The organism is Arthrobacter sp. 05L417, from assembly GCF_056397865.1.
In genome coordinates, this window is sequence record NZ_JBFTOG010000003.1 from 1 (window position 1) to 18,686 (window position 18,686).

At 60.5% G+C, this 18,686-nt stretch carries 12 protein-coding genes and 1 pseudogene; 6 read left to right on the forward strand and 7 right to left on the reverse strand.

The genetic code is table 11. From position 1 onward, the window contains the following. Nucleotides 1-629: 629 nt before the first annotated feature. The gene (locus AC1DJW_RS03355; protein ID WP_476900719.1) at nucleotides 630-3,284 is read left to right on the forward strand and encodes a type ISP restriction/modification enzyme; all 2,655 of its coding nucleotides are present in this window, start codon (nucleotides 630-632) and stop codon (nucleotides 3,282-3,284) included. Between the two features lie 593 nt (nucleotides 3,285-3,877). Further along, the gene (locus tag AC1DJW_RS03360; protein ID WP_476900720.1) at nucleotides 3,878-5,167 is read left to right on the forward strand and encodes a hypothetical protein; all 1,290 of its coding nucleotides are present in this window, start codon (nucleotides 3,878-3,880) and stop codon (nucleotides 5,165-5,167) included. Between the two features lie 737 nt (nucleotides 5,168-5,904). Here the strand turns inward: AC1DJW_RS03360 and AC1DJW_RS03365 are convergent. Then, nucleotides 5,905-6,183 carry a hypothetical protein gene (locus AC1DJW_RS03365; protein ID WP_476900721.1) on the reverse strand — a complete coding sequence of 93 codons (279 nt, stop codon included), beginning with the start codon at nucleotides 6,181-6,183 and terminating at the stop codon, nucleotides 5,905-5,907. A 131-nt stretch (nucleotides 6,184-6,314) separates the two neighbouring features. Here AC1DJW_RS03365 and AC1DJW_RS03370 point away from each other — a divergent pair, with 131 nt between their 5' ends. Then, the gene (locus AC1DJW_RS03370; protein WP_476900722.1) at nucleotides 6,315-6,482 is read left to right on the forward strand and encodes a hypothetical protein; all 168 of its coding nucleotides are present in this window, start codon (nucleotides 6,315-6,317) and stop codon (nucleotides 6,480-6,482) included. Nucleotides 6,483-6,836: 354 nt separating this feature from the next. On the opposite strand, the pseudogene AC1DJW_RS03375 reads toward AC1DJW_RS03370, so the two are convergent. The 5 genes and pseudogenes from AC1DJW_RS03375 to AC1DJW_RS03395 all read right to left on the reverse strand — a co-directional run. Further along, nucleotides 6,837-7,052: pseudogene (locus tag AC1DJW_RS03375) on the reverse strand (hypothetical protein); the annotation flags it as partial. 61 nt (nucleotides 7,053-7,113) lie between these two features. Further along, entirely contained in the window at nucleotides 7,114-10,731 is a 3,618-nt protein-coding gene (locus tag AC1DJW_RS03380) for a galactose oxidase-like domain-containing protein (protein WP_476900723.1), read from the reverse strand. 778 nt (nucleotides 10,732-11,509) lie between these two features. Beyond that, nucleotides 11,510-11,776, reverse strand: a complete 267-nt coding sequence (locus AC1DJW_RS03385) for a hypothetical protein (protein ID WP_476900724.1) — start codon at nucleotides 11,774-11,776, stop codon at nucleotides 11,510-11,512. Nucleotides 11,777-12,586: 810 nt separating this feature from the next. After that, nucleotides 12,587-13,636 (reverse strand): hypothetical protein, encoded by a 1,050-nt coding sequence (locus AC1DJW_RS03390; RefSeq protein ID WP_476900725.1) that lies wholly within the window; start codon nucleotides 13,634-13,636, stop codon nucleotides 12,587-12,589. Nucleotides 13,637-14,045: 409 nt separating this feature from the next. Beyond that, the gene (locus tag AC1DJW_RS03395; protein ID WP_476900726.1) at nucleotides 14,046-14,939 is read right to left on the reverse strand and encodes a helix-turn-helix transcriptional regulator; all 894 of its coding nucleotides are present in this window, start codon (nucleotides 14,937-14,939) and stop codon (nucleotides 14,046-14,048) included. Between the two features lie 138 nt (nucleotides 14,940-15,077). Here AC1DJW_RS03395 and AC1DJW_RS03400 point away from each other — a divergent pair, with 138 nt between their 5' ends. The 3 genes from AC1DJW_RS03400 (at nucleotide 15,078) to AC1DJW_RS03410 (ending at nucleotide 18,107) form a co-directional block, all read left to right on the forward strand. Beyond that, nucleotides 15,078-16,094: a zinc-dependent alcohol dehydrogenase family protein gene (locus AC1DJW_RS03400; RefSeq protein ID WP_476900727.1), complete on the forward strand. Its 1,017-nt coding sequence runs from the start codon at nucleotides 15,078-15,080 to the stop codon at nucleotides 16,092-16,094. After that, a complete protein-coding gene (locus AC1DJW_RS03405) occupies nucleotides 16,091-17,359 on the forward strand; it encodes a multidrug effflux MFS transporter (protein ID WP_476900728.1) in 1,269 nt (422 codons plus the stop codon). The genes AC1DJW_RS03400 and AC1DJW_RS03405 overlap by 4 nt, the downstream gene beginning before the upstream one ends. A gap of 559 nt (nucleotides 17,360-17,918) precedes the next feature. Beyond that, entirely contained in the window at nucleotides 17,919-18,107 is a 189-nt protein-coding gene (locus AC1DJW_RS03410; protein ID WP_284751806.1) for a YegP family protein, read from the forward strand. Nucleotides 18,108-18,144: 37 nt separating this feature from the next. On the opposite strand, the gene AC1DJW_RS03415 is transcribed toward AC1DJW_RS03410, so the two are convergent. Continuing rightward, nucleotides 18,145-18,510, reverse strand: coding sequence for a TfoX/Sxy family protein (locus tag AC1DJW_RS03415; RefSeq protein ID WP_390279375.1), 366 nt, complete (start codon nucleotides 18,508-18,510; stop codon nucleotides 18,145-18,147). Nucleotides 18,511-18,686: the final 176 nt, after the last annotated feature.

Here is an 18,686-nt window from a genome sequence, read left to right on the forward strand (position 1 = left end):
GTCGTTGAGCATCTTCTGGCCCTGCCGGACCTTGGCGATGACCTGCTCAGGGGTATGTCTGCGTGCCATGATTCGTGAATTTCCTCCTGCGTCCATTCTCGGACACGAAACTCACACAAACACTGGACTACTCTCCGGGGACCCAACCACCGGTACATGACCTGCTTATCGCCACGGCCCAGAGCGAAAACATGGGAAGCCTTGAACTCTTACGCGAGGCTCAGCTCAGCGGCGTTCGACCAGACTTTGCTGCGCTACTGAACAAATCCGCGTGCGGCTGGATTGAGCTTAAGGCGCCCGGACACTCCCTAGATGGCAGCCAGTGGCGCGGAAGGGAACGGATTCAGTGGCAGCGCCTCTCCGTACTTGACTCCCTGATCGTCTCCAACGGCACAGAAGCCTATTTGTACCAGCTCGGCCAGATCATAGATACGGCCAAGCTGCCATCCGAGCCCGCGAGTGACTGGGACTCGCAAGGATTCGCGGACTTGCTCCGCAAGTTCGTGTCCATGCGGCCTCCTGTAATCACCAAGGTTTCGCAACTCGCCGACAGGCTTGCGCCCCTCGCTCGGATGCTCAGGCAGCGGCTTAGCGCTGGGCTCGAACCAGGGTCTGCCCGGGCTGCGATAATGCAGGCCAAGAACGTATGGTCAGCCCATGTACACGAAAACGCCGACAACAAGCAGTTTGCCAGCGACCTCGCTCAAGTTGTCTCTTACAGCCTCGCCATCGCAGCGCTGCGCGGCGGGGCGGATAAAAACACCGACAACCGAATTTCTCTAGAGGAAGCGCGGGACGCACTCAAGAGCAGCAACGCCGTACTCGCAGCTTCGCTAGGCCCAGTTTTGGAGGTCAAAGGGCTCTACGCCGAAGTTGCAGCTGAGATTGGTGCCATTGAGCGTTTAGTATCCGCTGTCGATAATCGGGCGATTGCAAAGAGCAAGGATAGCCGTGGCGAGCCATGGTTATGGTTCTACGAAGACTTCCTCGCGAAGTACGACCCTGCGGCCAGACAGCAGGCCGGTGTGTACTACACGCCCACAGCGGTAGTGCGGATGCAGGTTAATCACGTGGACTACATCCTGCGCAACATCATGAAGAAGCGCTTAGGGTTCGCCGATAAGAACGTCATCACTCTCGATCCAGCAACAGGGTCTGGGACTTACCCGCTTGCCGTTATCGATCGTGCGGCCGAGGTCGCGCTCGCAGAACGCGGGCCGGCCGGCCCGCGCCAAGCTTCCAAGCATCTCGTCAGTAATCTTCTCGCTTTCGAGCTTCTACCCGGACCATACGCCGTGGCTCATTTGCGAATCGGTCAAAGACTTGCCGAGTTGAGTGGGGCAATGCTCCCTGAAGGCAATGTACGCGTCTACCTGACTGACACATTGGATGATCCGGCCGGTGCACCGGCGCCCGCAACGCTTTGGGGGGACATGGAGGTGCTGGCACAGGAGAGGGAGCGTGCACGCACGGTTAAGAGCGATCAACCAGTCACGGTCTGTCTTGGTAATCCTCCATACCTCCGAGGCACAGCAGCAGATGGAAAGTGGGTGGTTAACCCAGCCAAGGGCAGGGCCCTCTTCCTAGATGTGATTGAACCCGCGCAGCAGGCCGGAGTTATCTTTGCTGCACAGGCCAGCCTTTACAACGACTACGTGTACTTCTGGCGCTGGGCGATATGGAAAGCATTTGAGCAGCGGCCAAACGAACCTGCTGTCGTTAGCTTCATAACCGCGTCTTCTTGGCTTAATGGCCCGGCTTTCGTTGGGCTCAGGGATCTCGCTCGAAAATATGCTGACGAGATGTGGATTGTGGATCTCGGTGGCGAAGGGCGAGGAGCAAATGACGACGAGAACGTCTTTGCCATCAAGACACCGGTCGCAATCGTTACTCTCTTCCGCCGAGGTGATACGGGAGCGACTCCAGCCGTAGTTAAGTATCGGCGCATAGAAGGCACCCGGTCGGAGAAGCTGACTCAGGTGTTGTCAGCCAGGAACCCGTTGGAGGAGCCTGATGCTTGGTCTACGCATGATGATTCGCAAGCCAGTTCTTTGATTCCGGCATTCAGCGGGGACGCTTGGCTCGCGCTGCCCTTGATGACGGACATGTTCCCCTGGCAGCAACCGGGCTCGAAGTACGGCCGCACTTGGCCAATAGCTCCAGAGCCCGAGTTGATCGAGAAGCGTTGGGCGCTGTTGATGTCCAAAACGGATGAAGCCGAAAGAGCTGCTCATTTTGTGACGGGCACGAGCGGACGGAATATCCACACGAAGGTCACGGGATACACGAAGAAGCTTTCTGAGCTTCTGCCCGGGAGTCACTCTGAGAAAATCGTTCGCTACGGGTTCCGTAGCTTTGATCGACAGTGGGCGTTGGAAGATCGCCGTCTTGCAAAGACCGACAGCCCGTCACTTTGGAAAAGCCGTTCGAGCAAGCAGATATACATGGCCAGCTCATTTACTACGCCTCTCGGCGAGGGGCCGGCTCTTACTGTTACCGCAGACGTGCCCGACCTCCACTTCTTCAACGGGCGTGGAGGCAAGGACATTATGCCCCTGTACAGGGATGCGGAGGGAACGATGCCGAACGTCACCAAGGGTCTCCTCAAAGTCCTTAGCGATAAGGTCGGCGTTGAGGTAGAACCAGAGGATCTGGCTGCCTACGCATTCGCCCTGCTGGCTCACCCCGGGTATCGAGAGCTATTCGCGGAAGAACTCGTAACCGCCGGGGCCAGGGTGCCACTAACCGCGGACCCTTCACTCTTCGGCGAAACAGTTGAAGTCGGAAAGAAGCTACTCTGGCTTCAGACGTATGCCGAGCGGTTGGGCGATGACGCGGCAGGTCGGAGTTCCGCGCTGCCTGGCGTCGCTGGCCTGCAATGGGACTGCGACATTGAAACCGTGCCCGAGGATCTGAGCCAAATTTCCTACGACGAAGAATCAAGAACCTTGAACGTAGGAACTGGGCGTCTAGCCGGAGTTCAGAAGGAGGTGTGGGAATTCTCGGTGGGAAGATGGCAGGTGGTAAAGAAATGGCTCGCTTTCCGAACACGCAAGGGTTCTGGTCTTGCAGCTACCAAGCCGCAACCATTGGACGCGATTCGCCCGGAGACCTGGAACGATGATTGGAATGGAGAGCTTCTCGATCTCGTGAAGGTCCTGACTCACACCGTTCGCCTCGCTCCCGTTCAAGATCAACTCCTCAAGCGCGTCATGGCAGGCAGCCTGATTACTACTGACGCTCTTCCATTACCTCAGCCTTCTGAAAGGGCAGAGCCCAAGTAGCATCCAGTAAAGGCATCAGATGCTCGGAACGGGAGGGCCGATCTGTCCTTCGAGTCCGGCTGCCCGGGACAGACGTTGGACGGTGCGGAATTGGCGGCGGGTTTGAGAGTCACTGCATGCTTCATGCCCCCTGGTGCTGATGTGGGTAGAGAGGCGCGCTGTACGAACAAAGTGGAGTTTGCTATAGTCTTCCTTGTTGCTACGTTGATCACTGGCAATATGCCCATGCCGTAAGCTCAAGCCATATGCACAATGCTCATGCAACAGGCGGGAAGCCATAAGCCGCAAGTCATATGCCTCAAGCGCAACGCATCAAGCTCATGCATCCAGTTCTAAACGGAACGAGTGCGATCATGAGTAAGAACCAAATTCTGGTTGTTGCAGTCCTTTTAATTGCGATTGCTTACTTAGCAAGAATCTATCCTGACCAAACGACTGCTGTCCTTTGGTCCGTTTTGGTAGGAGCCGCTCTGCAGTGGGCCTACCGTCAAGATGGCGACACGAACACTCGTACTTAGTGCGTTGCTCGCTCACAAAGCCTTACACTAGGGATCCCTGACTAGGGGTCCCTAGTGTTTTTTTGAGGAGTTGCCGTGCGTTGGATTGTAGATATAACCCGGGCTGCTTTTGCCTCCGAGCCGGCGACCCTCGAAAGAGTTCTGACGAGCGTTGCTCGTGATGATCAAATACATGTCATTCACCGCGAGGAGCAGAAGCACGTCCTCGAGGATTCGCGTCTGACTTGGTGGCTAGTTCCCCATGACGTCGTCCGGGAAGAAGAGGCATTTCTCAACTGGGCCCAGGAGCAGGTCAATGGCGCTTCTCGGCCCGGGGAAGCTTTAACCGTCACGTCCTACTGGGCTCCGTTCGAGTCATTAGCGGAGCGGCTTGATGGCGGTCGCACGGTGGAGTACCGAAAGCTTGGGGCCGTGGGCTCCAAGAGCGAGGCGGTGAAAGCTTGGCAAAACTCGTTTATGTCCAAACAGGAAGCCGCGGACTTCGTTGTGAGGGTCGTCGGTGCCGGAAGTGGCAAGGTGCACATTACCGAACTCCGCGCCAAGCTAGCGCTGCTGGATGCTAGGTTTCAAAAGGACACCGGAGGATACGCCGCACGGACGGGCTTCATCTCGACCATCATCGGAGTCGCTGCAGAATTAGGTTACGTGCAGCCCCGCAACAAGAGTGGCCAACCTGCTCACGACTTGATTGTGCTGACCAACTCGGGCCGCAGCCGCTACCAGTCTCTGGCGGATAAACTCAGAGGGCCCCAGCCTGCTCAGGCGATTATCCCTCCTCAGCCCATTATGACAGTTCCTGACCTTCCCGCGTCCGAGAAACTAAAGGGGCGGTCCCAAGAGTTCATAACTGCGTTGAGGGACCAGCGGATGGGTCCCTTTCAGCAGGTTCGCTTGGAAATCATTAGGCAGATCGGCAAGGTTGCCCGCGAGGGTCAGCATAACCCGATTGGCGTAGTTGAGACGGCAATTAAATCCGTTCGCAACGCTGAGTCAACAGCAGGGCTAAAAGACTTCGATAATCTGCCTTGGCCGAGGATCCGGACGTTCATGCGCAAGCTCCTCTCGTTAGCTCCTGTGTTGCTCGCGAATGATGAGCCGGTCACGGGGGGATGGGGTGAGGCTGGAGATCGCATTGTAAACGATGTTGCCCCAAAGTTTGACTTGACCCTCGACGGACTGCTGATCGTGGCGCTGGTGAAGCAGGGGTTGGATGTCACCCAAGACGATGAACCCGACCTTGCCGGTGCTTTGTACAACAGTAGAGACGATGAGTTTATGAGTCTTCTCGACCACGTCATCTCACATTTGACCGCCAGTAAAGTTGTCCGCTGGGATTCTGGAACGAACCTTCTTGTGCTCCTTTAGTGAGAGTCTCTGTCGCCAGCAAACCCACCGCCCACATTTTTTGAAATTTCCTGTGCCGGAATTGCAAAAGCGGGCTGGGCCGCCTTGCTGAACCCAGAGCGGTTTGGGGCCAAGAATCGTCAAAGCCGCTCCAACCGTGAAGCATCACATGTCGGCATTGCTCTGCAGTGATCATTTCAAGGCTCCTATGCCATTGACCTCCAATTGCTGTCATTGTAGATGACGGCGTAGGATATCTGACGGGCAACCGAGGGGTCCGGCTGCCCGATTATTCGCCTTTGGATAATGCAGTTTGTCACCTTGAGCTCGAATTGCTGGTGTGACGTTCTTGGGATGGGCGGTTGAGACGATCCATCGGCGGTTGTTCGGCAGCAAGCCTTGGGTGTTCTTGCTAAGGACCCGGAAGCCATATCCGTCAGAGAAGACTTACGCGCTGACAATTCCCCAGATGAGGCGATTGGCACCTGCCAGCTGTGCCCCTGATGTCATCATGACTTCCCCAATCGGGAAGAATTCTGCCCGAATGCCGTGCGGACTCATCGGGCTAACAGATGGGCGGGACGCGGCCGGCAGGTCGCCGGCCCGTCCTTATGCTGCCATCACGGCCGGCTGTCCCTGTTCCTGGGCCGTGCCACGAATTCGATCGTGATCGGTGCGATCGTCATGGTCCAGGGAAGGTTGGGATTCACCAGTGTCTTCCGCGCCGGACGAAGGCCGGAAGACCTTCCCACCCTTGCCTAATCGCAAATAGACAGCCAATGACTCTGGAGTTGCCTACCGATGGCCCTAAAGAGAGCGGTTTTGACGGCTTTTCCTAACCTGTACCGGTGAATCGCAGGGACACCAAGAAAGATGTACCCAAACACTATCGCCCGGTATCCGGTCCACAGCGGCCCGACCAACTCGCGAACCGGGCTAATGAAAATCATGGCCAGACCCAAGAGCGCTATTGCAAGCGTCAGCAAGCCGCTCCAACCATGAAGCATCACCTGTCGGGCTTGTTCTGCGGTGATCATTTCACTGCTCCTATGCCCTGTTTACTTGCAATTTCTGCCATCGTAGATGACAGGGAAGGAAACCTGACCAGCAAACCGAGGCGTCCGGATGCCTCGGCATTCGCCTTGTATGCGCTTGCGACGCAGTTATTGTGACAGCCCCTCCAATCGCCCCGCACACCACGGCCATTCCCGGCGTCAGCAACCCGGACCCGAGCGAGATGAACCTGGTTGGCTGCCATCCATTGTCCGCGATGGTCTTGGTTTCGTATCTATTGAATTCGATCGGCTTCCATTCCTTGATTAACGAGGCGAATTGAGCGCTTAAAAGTCGAGGGCGAGTTGATCGTGCGCTTCCCTTCGAGAGATGGTAGAGCCGCCGCACTCGTGCTTGAGTTTTGGTGTGCGATCCCGGAATGCTTCACGGCTCGTTCCAATCCACTGAGCGCTCTCTCCGATTGATCCGAAAGCAGCTCAGCCGCCCGTGGAAGGAAGCTCGGATCCGAAAAGCCCCGAGGCTACGAACTTGGCGGTCGATAACAGTTTTCCTCTGAACTTCACTTCGTTCCCGCCTTTCGGCAAGGGCCATATCAACGGTCAAAGAGCGGCGCTGCGTCAAGATGCCGCAGGCCCGGTTGACCAAGTCGCGACTGTGGAGGGACTCAGAAAAGGCTTCACTGATGCGGTGTGGTGCTTCGCTGGCCTGGATATTCGCAAGCAACGTTGCAGCCGGGGCGGCGAACAGTTCCAGCCCGGGCTGCGTCCTCGACGAAAGCGCCAGCGACGTTCGAGTAGATCTTCAAGACGCCGATGCATTCTTGCCCGGCGATCAAAGGGGTGCTGACCACCGAAGGAATGGGCATGCCCTTCACAGCCTCAGACCAGTCCGGCCAGCGCGGATCGGTTCAATACTTTGGCACGCCGGACGCTCACCCGGCAAATGTCGGGCCCCTATGGAGCTGCGAGGATTTCGATGAGAGCCAGGTCCCAGCGATCAGTGGTGGGGGCGGTGTCGTTGATGGTGACCACGGTGCCGCTGGTTGTTGTTGGTCCGGTTTGGCGCTGCAGCCAATAGGTATCGCCGGCGGGGGGGAAGTATTGGTCAACCAGGGTCTGGGCTGGCCCGACGGTTCGGGCCAACGGAGCGTTCCAGTCAGTTCCAACGCCCCAAACCCATGATCCGGCGCGGGTGGTGGTGAGGCTGGCGCTCGGCGCTCCGGTCGCGGCGCTGCCTCCGGCTGTGGCGCCCTGGGCGGTGTCGGCATTGTTGAATGCCACGACGGTCATGGCTGACTGCCACGAGCCCGAGTTCTGAGTTGCCGTAATGGTGGCGTTGGTGAGCGGGCCGGGTGCGACGGCTTGCCATATTTCGGCCGTGCCGGCCTGGGCATTGGTGCGCTGGCGGAGCGTCCAGGACAGGCCGGCGCCGCTGACGGATCGTATGGATGCGCTCCCTCCGCTGCTGGGGCCGTCAGAGCTGATGAAGGCAAGTATGAGCTGGTTACTTCCCGTGGTTGTGAGGCCGCCGGCGCTGACTGTGGCGGCATTGGTGCCCTGATGGGCGGTCACGAGCTTGTCGACGGTGATGGCCCGCGCGCCGGACGCTGTCGCCGTCGCGCTGTTCGAGGGAGCACTGACATTGCCGGCCGCATCCTGCGCCGTGACGGTGTAGCTGTAGGTGGTGCCTGCGATGACCGTTCCGTCGACGAAAGAGGTGCCTGTGGCGGTGCCAAGGGGTGTCCCGTTGCGGGAAATGTTGTAGCGGGTGACGCCGACGTTGTCGGTGCTGGAATTCCACGCCAAGGAGATTTGGCCGGAACCGGCGACGGCGTTGAGGTTTGTGGGGGCCGTCGGAGCAGTCGTATCGGCTGACACCGTGGCTTGGGATTCATTCGAGGATGGACTCAGGTTCGATGCGGCGTCTTCCGCTTTCACCCGGTAATAGTAGGTGCCCACAGCTACGCCCGCGTCATGGTAAGTGGTGGTTGATCCGTTCACCTGCGCGATTTGGTTTGCAGGCCCGGGCGTGAAGCCGGACGTCGTCGAGCGGTAGATGTCATATTTGGCGACGCCGACGTTGTCGGTCGATGCGGTCCAGCTCAAGTCCACCTGCCCGACGCTGCCCACAGCTGACAGGTTGGAGGGGGCGGTGGGGGCGATTGTGTCCTCGAACGGAGCGGGGAAGCGGACCATGGATGCCACCGAGGGCACACCGTTGCCGTCGATGATGGAAAGCATGTAATAGCCCGGCGGGGCGTAGTTGCCATTTGACGGCATCTGAACGTTCAATCCGCCGGAAGCTTGGGAGAAGGGCAGCGATAACGCGCGGGTGTTTTGATCGAAGGAGTGGGTCACCGAACCGGTGCGAATAAGGGAGACAGACCGGATATCCGCTGCGTTCGGAGTCTGGACAAAGGTACTGGCGTTGTATTGGACGGTGGCCGGAACTGAACCCATCGTCGGTCGGGCACCCTTGAACAGGTACGACGGCGAGTAGATCTGATAGCTCTTTTGGTCCGTCACGCCCGTGTCACCGCCGCTGCCCGAGACGAAGACCCGGCCGTCGGGCAGGAGCAGTGCCGTGGAGTGGTAGAGGCGTGGCGCCGTCAACGCTGCCACAGTGGTCCACGTGCCCGTCGCAGGATTCCAGATCTCGGCTGGCTTGACGGCATTGGCGTCGTCGTGGCCGGACCTGTCGGTGCCGCCTCCCGTGGCCAGGACCGTACCATCGGGCAGGTTGGTCAGATTTACGAAGCTGCGGGGATACTGCATTGACGCGGTCGGCTGCCACGTCGGGTTCGGAAGGTTCATATCAAGGGTGAATGCAGTGTTCGATGACAAGCCCGAGAATCCACCATCCGAGGAAGACCCGGCCTTCATGAATTTGCCGGGGGCGTAGTTGGTGATGGACGCGCCATCAATCACGCGGCTATCAATGGTGCTCCACTGTTGTGTGGCCACGTTGAGGGCGAGCGTCGACGTCGCCTGCTCAGAGGCGCCGGCCTGAAGCACGCGCCCGTCCGGGAGTTGGTACATGAAGGGGTAGTACGGGATGTTCTTGCTGGCCGTGGCAAGGTCGCTCCAGGCGTTCTGCTGACTGTCATAGATCTCAGGAATTTGGACGATGTCCGTGGAGCTGGTGTTCGCACCGGAGGTCACGAGGATCCTGCCGTCGCCCAGGGTGGTGCCGGTGGGGTACCACCGGGGGTAATGCATTGGCGCGAGCACCTGCCAAGCCTCGGTGCCTGGGTTGAACGCGTCGACATTACGAATCCCCAGTCCGCCGCTCGTAGCTGTTCCACCCACGACCAGAATGCGGCCGTCGGGAAGTACCGCCTGCCCGGAGCAGAACAGATCTACGGCAGCGTTCGGCACCTGGATGTAGCTGCCCGTGACAGGGTCCAGGAGATACTGCTGGCCTCCCTGCGTGAAGTCACCCTGGTACGTCAGGACCTTGCCGGTATTGGTCAGGGCCGCGTGGATGGAAACCTCGGGCCAAGCCTGGACTGGCCCCCACGAACCGACGACGGCGGGGTCGCCGCCGGAGTTGCTCACCGTTACAGTCACTGGACTCGCGGTCGCGGTGTTGCCGGCAACGTCCCGGGCGACGGCCGAGAGTATGTGGCTGCCGTTGCCGACTGCGGTGGTATCCCACTGAACCGAGTAGGGCGACGCCGTAGCCTCTGCCGAGAGATTGGCGCCGTCGAGCTTGAACTGGACGCCGGCAACGCCCTGATCATCGCTGGCGCTCGCAGTGACGGCTATCGTGCCGGTGACGGTGGAACCATTGGCCGGGCTCGTGAGACTGACCGTGGGAGGCGTAGTGTCCGACGTTCCCGCGGGCAGGATCTCGACTGTCGACAGATTCCACATGTCGGTGGTAGGAGCAGTGTCATTGATCGTTACCGACTGTGGCGCTGGAGATGTGCCGGGGGAGGACTGACGTTGTGTCCAGAATGTATCACCGCTGCTGGCAAGAAACTCGTCGACCTTGGTCTGGCCGGTCCCGACGGTGCGGGTTGTGGCCGTGCTCCAGTCATTGCCGACACCCCAGATCCAGGAGCCGGTGCGGGTTGTCGTGAGCGCGGCGGAGGGAGCCCCGGTGGCGCCGCTGGCCCCCGCGACCGCTCCGTCGGTCGTGGTGTCCGCACCAGTGAAAGTGGAGACTGTTATCGATGCCTGGTACGAACCCGTGTGCGTGGCCGTCACAGCCGCATTGGTGAGGATGCCGCTCGCGACGGCCTGCCAGACTTCAGCCGTGCCGTACTGAACGTTGGTCCGCTTACGCAGACGCCAGGTGAGCCCGCCTCCGGTGACCGAGGTGAATTGCTGGGATCCGGTGGCTGCGGGGCCATCCGCGGCGACGAATGCAAGCAGTAGTTCCCCTGATTGGCTCGTGGTGAAGGTTGGTGAAACGACGGTCGTAGACGGGGACGACTGGTGCGTGCTGATCACTTTGTCTGTCGCCAAACCGCCGACGGCCCTGGCTGGCAGAGAGAACAGGGGCACCAGGCCGAGGGCGGCAACTGTAGCGATCGAGACTAAGCGCGCAAACACGTTCCGCCGCATGATTTCCCCTGGTTTTCTCGCAGTGAACATTCGGCACAGAACCCTGACCGCCGCGTAACTTCGGTGTGCGGCCCGGAAAGCTCCGGTCGGAATCACCCCACAGGAGACCGAGCGTAGCCGGTCCGAAGCCGCGACATCACGAGTGATGACCACTTGTTAGGGCTTCTAACGCACACTTAAGCACTTCCTGTCGGCCAGAGGAAGAGTCGCCGGCTTCGCCAACTATTCGCTGACCGACCGGGCTAGCCGGCGCTACTTCTTTCTTGTCGGGAGCCAAGGAATCCCTGGTTTGATGGCAAGGACGAAGAACAGGAAGATGATGCTGAACATCACCAAGCTGGCTAGCGTCGGCCTGGGTGACCAACCCGAAGTGGCCCAGTGAAGCAACCATTGCGCTGCCCACATGCCGCCCACCGACGCGACGTAAACATAAAGGCGTCGCCAAACGGTCTTCGGGGTCATTAACTTAGGTCTGGCCGACATTGTCTCGCTCCTGTCTTTCGGTTGAACAGAACGGCGCAGCGTAGGACGATTTTCTCCTCAGCTATGGCGATGGAGACGTTCATACGAACAATCGTCCAGGTAAGGGCGACGATGCCGGCGGCCATGAGGAGCCTGGGCAATAGGATGCCCGAGACAAGAGCAGACACCACTGAGACAATGACAGACGCCCCGACAATTCCCCAGATCAATCCTTTGGAACGACCTGCCAGCCGGGCCTCTGATACCACCATGTCTTCCCCCTCCCAATTCCGCGTCCTCCTTAGACCCGGCCTCTCTACGTTCTTCTGTGCGGCTTTCTTAGCCCCCGCTGCTGCACTTGTGAATAGATAATCCAGGCAATTGAGCCTGCCCACGGCAACATAAGGATCGCGACGGCAATCACTACTTTGACTAGAGTGGGAATCCATTTTGACGCCATAAGCGATGCAAGCGCGACGACCACCAACACGAAATGGACGATGCCAAAGGCAGGAGTAGCCCAGGCGTCGCTGACGATTGGGTTAACCGGATCAGTTGGGCTCAGCACGACCGACAGGTTCATGTCCACTGTCCTTCTTCAGGAAGTTTCATCAAGTGCAAAATATGCCAAGCCGAGAGCATCTCGGTGTGCGAAGTGCCGAATCTCAGTGTTCGCAGGCGGGCCTCTCCGTGGTCGGTCAGCGCGACCTTCTCCGGGTAGAAGAGTCCGCCGTCGCCCCCTATCAACCGCCCGCCCAACCTTCTCAATGCCGTTGCAGAACACCGAGGCTGCTTCGCTTTACCGGACCAAGTCCTCAAGCGTCTGGGCTTCAGGCAGCCGGGCGGATAATCAAAGAAGCGTCGGACGTCTGGAAGAACTTCGTCGAAGACCGTACGGACGCGCGGGGCTAGCGGATGGGCGGATGGGGCCGGCGGTTTGCCGACCCCATCCTTATTCTTCTGACCGTCACGGCCGGCTGTCCCTATTCCTAGGCGATGCCATGAATTCGATCGTGATCGGCGCGACCGGGTTTGGGAATCACCAGCGACTTCTACACCGAATGAAGGCGGGAATACCCTCCCTGCCATGCCTAATTACGAATAGCCAGCTTATGACTCTGGAGGTGCGCTGCCGATAGCCCTAAAGAGAGCGGCTTTGACCGGTTTTCCGTAACCGGTAGCGGTGAATCGCCGGCACCCCGAGAAAGATGTACCCAAACACTATCGCTGGGTATCCGGTCCACAGCGGTCCAAGCAACTCGCGAACAGGGCTAATGAAAATCATAGCCACGCCCAAGAGTGCTATTGCGAGCGTCAGCAAGCCGCTCCAACCGTGAAGCATCACGTGGCGGGATTGTTCTGCGGTGATCATTTCACGGCTCCCATGCCCTGTTTACCTGCAATTTCTGCCATTGTAGATGACAGGGAAGGAAACCTGACCAGCAAACCGAGGAGTCCGGATGCCTAGGCATTCGCTTTGGTTATGCGCCTGCGACGCAGTAATAGTGACGGACCCTCCAATCGCCCCGCACACCACGGCCATTACCGGCGTCAGCATCCCGCACCCGAGGGAGATGAACCCAGTTGCCTGCCATCCATTGTCCGCGATGGTCTTGGTTTCGTATCTATTGAATTCCACTGTGCAAAACCAGGCGTCACAGGCCGTTTGTGGGTCGGCAACCACCGGGAAGGTCGCCCCGTGCAAATTGACGTCCTGTCGGAGGATGTTTCCTTTGACTGAGTAAGACGTAGGCAGATCCTTGCCAGTGGCATCCACAGCCCAGGCCGGGAGTATCGCGTTGATCAGTATGCCGTCGGCAGAGTAGACCGCGACACCACCATTGGTTCGCGGTTCGAGGACGGCTGGAGCTCCGTCAATAAGAAATTCGTATTCGAAGCTGCTCCTGTTAGCTGAGTTGATGATTGTGTATCCAGCGAGCCGACCGTCCACGGAACCTGCCGCGTAGTTGTAGTCCGAGGACTTCGACCCGAATACGGTCAGGGTCCCATTGCTGGCATCGGCTTCCTGAACGGAATCATCGCGAAAGCGGATCTGGAGCGTTCCACCGGGCAGATCGGCTTCCGTTCCTCGATCAACGAGGCGAAGTGAGCGCCCAAGAGTCGACTGCGAGTCAACATTGCGCTTCCCATCGCCAGATGACAGAGACGAGGAACTTGTGCCTGAGTTTTGGTGTGCGGTCTCGGATTGCTTGACGGCCCGTTCTAATGCGCCGAGCGCTCTCGCCGATTGGTCCGAAGGCGGCTCGGCCGCCGTGGAAGGGAGTGCGGACACGAAAAGCCCCGCGGCTACGAGCATCGCGGTCGATAACAGTTTTCCTCTGAACTTCATTTCGTTCCCCCAGATGGTTCGAATTGATTCATTTTCTTTGGATAGGGCAGTCGTCCACCTTCCACCAGCAAGCCCTCGGGTGTTCTTGCCCATGACCCGGAAGCCATATCCGTCAGAGAGTGATGCATCTGACCCAATTTGGTTAGGAGGGTTGGTCAGTTGTTGAGCTGCTGACCGCCCCGTCCTGAGAGAAAGATAAACCTGCCGAAACCCGTCTCAGTGTGGATTTGGTCGAATCTCCGTGCGTTTTGGGCGAATCTCCGTGTGAAAATCGCAAAATTCAGTGTGGAAGAGCCGGCGTCTACGTGTTTGGGTCTACATCTGTCTACGTGCTTGGACGGGACACCGCGCCGTCGGGCTCTGCGACGGAACCACGGAGGGACTGAACGTCACCGCCCAGGTGGCGGACGACGTCGTACGCCTCAACCTCACACGGTCTACTCTCTCTGACGTCACCGGCAGGCCCTGGATTCGCGCGATACCCGCAGTCGCCTGGTCTACCTCAGTTGGTTCTCAGGTCGTGCGTGGGCTTGGGGGACTGGGCGATGTTCTCGGTCGCCGCCCAGGAGGCGAGGAGTTTGAGGGCTTCTTCCGAGGGGCTGCCGGGAATGGCGGGGTAGACAGTCAGGGTGTGGCCGGGGTCGTCCTCGAGTTCCATGGCCTGGTAGGTCAGTTCCAGGAGCCCGACCACGGGGTGGTTGAAGAACTTGGTGCCTGAGTAGTGTCGGCGGACGTTGTGTGCTGCCCAGCGGGTGCGGAATTCCTCGCTGCGCATGGAGAGTTCGCCAACGAGTGCTGCGATGTCTTTGTCGTGAGGGTTCCGGCCGGCGTCGCGGCGCAGAATCGCGACGTTGACGTTCGCTGCACGGTCCCAGTCGGGGTAGAAGTTGTGGGCGCGGGGGTCCAGGAAGATGAAGCGCGAGTGGTTCGCGGGGCGTGCCGGGCCGCGGTACATCTCGGAGTAGAGGGCGTAGCCGAGGGCGTTGGCGGCAACGATGTCCATGTGGTTGTTGCCGATGAAGGCCGGGGCGCCGGTGATGGCGTCCAGCAGATACTGCATCACGGGCCGCACGGCCGACGCCGGTGGGCTCGCGGGTCGTCTCCGCGCAGAGGGGCCGGCCGCACGTGCCAGGTCATAGAGGTGGTCGTGTTCGGCGCGGTCAAGCTCAAGGGCCCGGGCGATTGAGTCGAGGACGCTGTCCGAGACCCCTGTGAGGTTTCCACGCTCGAGGCGGGTGTAGTAGTCGATGCTGACGCCGGCGAGACGGGCGACTTCTTCCCTTCGGAGACCGGCCACGCGGCGCCGGCCGCCAATGGGCTCGATGCCTGCCTGCTCGGGGGTGATGCGTCCTCGGCGGGAGACCAGAAACTCTCGTACCTCGGCTCGGTTATCCATAAGGAAACGGTACGGCGTAACCAGGAACGGTTGGGAGGTTCTGTCATAACCCGTTTCGACAGAGCCCTCGCTACGCCTGCACGATGCGGGTTTCATGGAATCGAAGGTCAAGCATTCGATGAAATGGAGCACCAGCGCATGCGCGCAACAATCATGTACGCCCCCGGAGACGTCCGCGTGGAGGAAAGGGACAAGCCCGCCCTCCGGAAGCCGACGGACGCAATCATCAAACTGGTCGCAGCCTGCGTATGCGGCTCGGACCTGTGGCCCTACCGCGGAGCCGACAGCATCGAGGCGCCCAGGCCGATGGGCCACGAGTACGTGGGCATCGTCGAGGAGATCGGCGCCGACGTGCGGAACGTCCAGGTGGGCCAGTTCGTCGTCGGGTCCTTCTTCGCCTCCGACAACACGTGCGAGATTTGCCGCTCCGGGTACCAGACCGGGTGCATCCACCGCGAGGGTGTCGGCGGCGCCCAGGCCGATTACATGCGCGTGCCCCTCGCCGACGGCACCTTGGTTGCCACGCCGGAAATGCCGGACGCCGACAAGGTCCCCTCGCTGCTGGCCGCGTCCGACGTCCTGGGCACCGGGTGGTTCGGTGCCCAGGCCGCGGAAGCAGGGCCGGGTAAGACGGTCGCCGTCGTGGGCGACGGCGCCGTGGGACTACTCGCCGTCCTGGCCGCGAAACAGATGGGTGCCGAGCGGATCATCGCCATGTCCCGTCATGCCTCCCGGCAGGCCCTCGCCCGCGAGTTCGGCGCAACGGACATCGTCGAGGAGCGCGGCGACGCGGGCGTGGCAAAAATCAAGGAACTCACCAACGGCCTCGGTGCGCACTCTGTCATCGAGGCGGTCGGTACCCAGGAATCGATGATGCAGGCCATCCGTGCCACCCGCGCGGGTGGGCACGTGGGCTATGTCGGTGTCTCGCATGACGTCGAGCTCCCGGGACTGGAGTTGTTCTTCTCGCACGTCCACTTGCACGGCGGACCGGCCCCCGTCCGGGACTACCTGCCGGAACTGATCGGCCTCATCCTCCGCGGCGAGATCGACCCCGGGAAGGTCTTCGACCTCGAACTTCCCCTTGAAGAGGCAGCCGAAGGCTACAAGGCCATGGACGAACGTCGGGCCATCAAAGTGCTGCTCCGCCCGTGAGCACGCCACTCGCAACCAAGGCGCCGTCGTCGGGCGCGGTCCCGGCAGCACTCGTCGCCACTGTCATCTTCCTCACCGCCGTCGCACCGCTTGCCACCGACATGTACGTCCCGGCGTTCCCACGGGTATCGGAAGAATTCGGCACCTCGGCGTCATCGGTGCAGCTGACTCTGACGACCTTCTTTGCCGGGATGGGACTCGGGCAACTGGTCGGTGGTCCGTTCAGCGACCAACGCGGCCGGCGCCTGCCCCTTGTCGCCGGCACGATACTCATGACCATCGCGACGGTTGGCTGCGCCCTGGCACCGAGCATCGGATTCATGATGGTTGCCCGGTTCCTGCAGGGCTTTGGCGGGGGATGGGCCATGGTGATCGGCCGGGCCGTCATCGTGGACCTGGCCCACGGTCCGCAGCTGGTCAGGGTGCTCAACATCGTGATGGGCATCGGGGGCGTGGCGCCGATCATCAGCCCTCTGCTGGGCGCGGTCATCCTGCAGCTGACCGGGTGGCGGATGACCTTCTGGACACTGGCGGCCCTCGGTATCCTGATGACCCTTTGTGCCCTGTTCGTCGTGCCGGAATCCCTTCCGCCCGGGAAACGTCACGCCGGCGGACTGCGTGAATTCGGGCACGCGGCGCGCACTGTCCTGGCGAACCGCCGGTTCGTTGGATACGTGATGGTGGCGTCTTCGGCATTCATCGCCTTGTTCGCCTACGTCGCCACGTCCGCGTTCATTCTGCAGAACATGAACGGGTTGTCACCGGTGGCGTACTCCATCGTCTTTGCCGCGAACGCTGGCGGGATGACCATCGCCGCCCTCGTCTCGGCGCGGCTGGCGGGCCGGGTGCCCACCCGACGGGTCATCCTCGCAGGGCAGATCATCGCCCTGGCGGCCGGTGTCGTGATGCTGGCCGGCGCACTCTGGTGGGGCACTCCTTTGCTCGTGGCAATGGGCAGCTTCTTCGCCCTCATGGTGGCCCAGGGGCTCATCAATACCAATGGCGGTGCCCTTGCCTCGGCCGAAGTACCGGCGCACCCGGGCACGAGTTCCGCCGTCCTGGGTCTTGTGCAGTGGACCACGGCCGGCATCATCGCGCCGATCGCAGGGCTGGGTGGCGCTGACACAGCCGTCCCCATGGCAGCCATCATGATCGCCGGGGCACTCCTGTCCCTCGTCGGCCTCCTCATGGTGGCCCGGCCCGCCACTCGACGACCCGACTCCGACTCCCGGAACCCGCAACTCGAAGGAGTCAGCTCCCCATGAGATCCATCGCAATCATCGGCGCAATGTCACGGCCCTGCTACTGTCCGAAATAAAGTCAAATCGATTGACATGACCTAAGTCACTTTTTATATGCTGGAAATAGGTCAAGCAGCTGGCTTTCTCGATTTAGTACGAGGAGGTCAGTCATGGCACCTATTCAACCCAGTCACCCCCACCTTCATGGTCAAGGGGTCGGCCACCCCGATGTCCGCACTGCACGGCGCGGGGCGCCTTTCACGCAAGCGCCCTCCAGTGATCCTTGGCGGGGCTACCTACCCAGGCAAAGCGCAGTTCAACAACTGTTTCGGCGGTGGCCATCCGTGCCGACGCGCGAATTGGAACGCATCCGTCGCGTGCTTCTGCACTGCGACGAAATTGCCCGCCCGGCCGCAACGCACCGCCTCTCCGAACCAGCTCAGGCACTGCTCGACCTCGTGACGGGCGAACTGGAGCGACGACGGGAATCGGGAAAACATCAACCGCCCAGTGGCAGCCCGGCTACTGGGCATCCCGGACTGCCCAAGCTTGCTCCTGGACGCCGTCGGGGAGAACTTCTCTGATGGCCGGACATTTTGAAGTGTTCACCGACAACGGAGGCCGGTGCAGGGTCAGGCTGGTTGACGAGTTTGGAAAAGAGCTTGCTGTCTCCGCCCCTTTCCGTGATACGGACGCCGCGGCCCGCGGGATCTATGCCTTCCGTGAGATCGCGGCGAGCGGACTCATTGAAGACCACACTTCCCGATTCTGAACCTTTGTGCGCGCCGGTGGCATCACCGTCGCGGCAGTTACGTCTTCGACGAACGCGGTTTCGCAGCTTTCGGCGGGAGAGTCGCAACGTAGGCGAACGCCTTCTCGACCCATTCCGCTGTTTGCTCTTCGTCGCCGTTCCAGGCTTCGGGCAGGCCGACGTAGCCGCCCATGGCGCGGCCTTCCGGGCCGAATGGAAGCGTTTGGTGGCCGGCCTCCAGAGCTGCCTTGTCGGCGTCGGAAAGCTTGACGCCGATCATCGGACCGAACAGTCCGGCGAACATGTTGCCGTTCACGAAGGCGCCCAGGTTGCCGAACATCGGCTTGACGACGACGTCGGGATGCTCCGGGACCACCGCGCGAAAGCGGTCTTTGTCGGCGTCGGACGGTTTGGGGATCTGCATGTGCGTGCTCCGGGGTAAGGGATCGAAAGCCTAGGACTGCATGCAGCATACGACGGCGGGATGCGGGCTGCCAGCGACGGGGCACCGTGCCCCTCGTCAAACAAGGACAGTGGGACGGGGCAATGCCCACAGAATACGCCAACGCCGACACTGCAAAAGCGCTCGGCGTGACCGGC

Coding starts and splice junctions, on each gene's coding strand:
- AC1DJW_RS03355 (WP_476900719.1), top strand. CDS start 630: ATGCAGGCCAAGAACGTATGGTCAGCCCATGTACACGAAAACGCCGAC.
- AC1DJW_RS03365 (WP_476900721.1), bottom strand. CDS start 6,183: ATGATCACCGCAGAACAAGCCCGACAGGTGATGCTTCATGGTTGGAGC.
- AC1DJW_RS03380 (WP_476900723.1), bottom strand. CDS start 10,731: ATGCGGCGGAACGTGTTTGCGCGCTTAGTCTCGATCGCTACAGTTGCC.
- AC1DJW_RS03385 (WP_476900724.1), bottom strand. CDS start 11,776: ATGAACCTGTCGGTCGTGCTGAGCCCAACTGATCCGGTTAACCCAATC.
- AC1DJW_RS03390 (WP_476900725.1), bottom strand. CDS start 13,636: ATGGGCAAGAACACCCGAGGGCTTGCTGGTGGAAGGTGGACGACTGCC.
- AC1DJW_RS03395 (WP_476900726.1), bottom strand. CDS start 14,939: ATGGATAACCGAGCCGAGGTACGAGAGTTTCTGGTCTCCCGCCGAGGA.
- AC1DJW_RS03400 (WP_476900727.1), top strand. CDS start 15,078: ATGCGCGCAACAATCATGTACGCCCCCGGAGACGTCCGCGTGGAGGAA.
- AC1DJW_RS03410 (WP_284751806.1), top strand. CDS start 17,919: ATGGCCGGACATTTTGAAGTGTTCACCGACAACGGAGGCCGGTGCAGG.
- AC1DJW_RS03415 (WP_390279375.1), bottom strand. CDS start 18,510: ATGCAGATCCCCAAACCGTCCGACGCCGACAAAGACCGCTTTCGCGCG.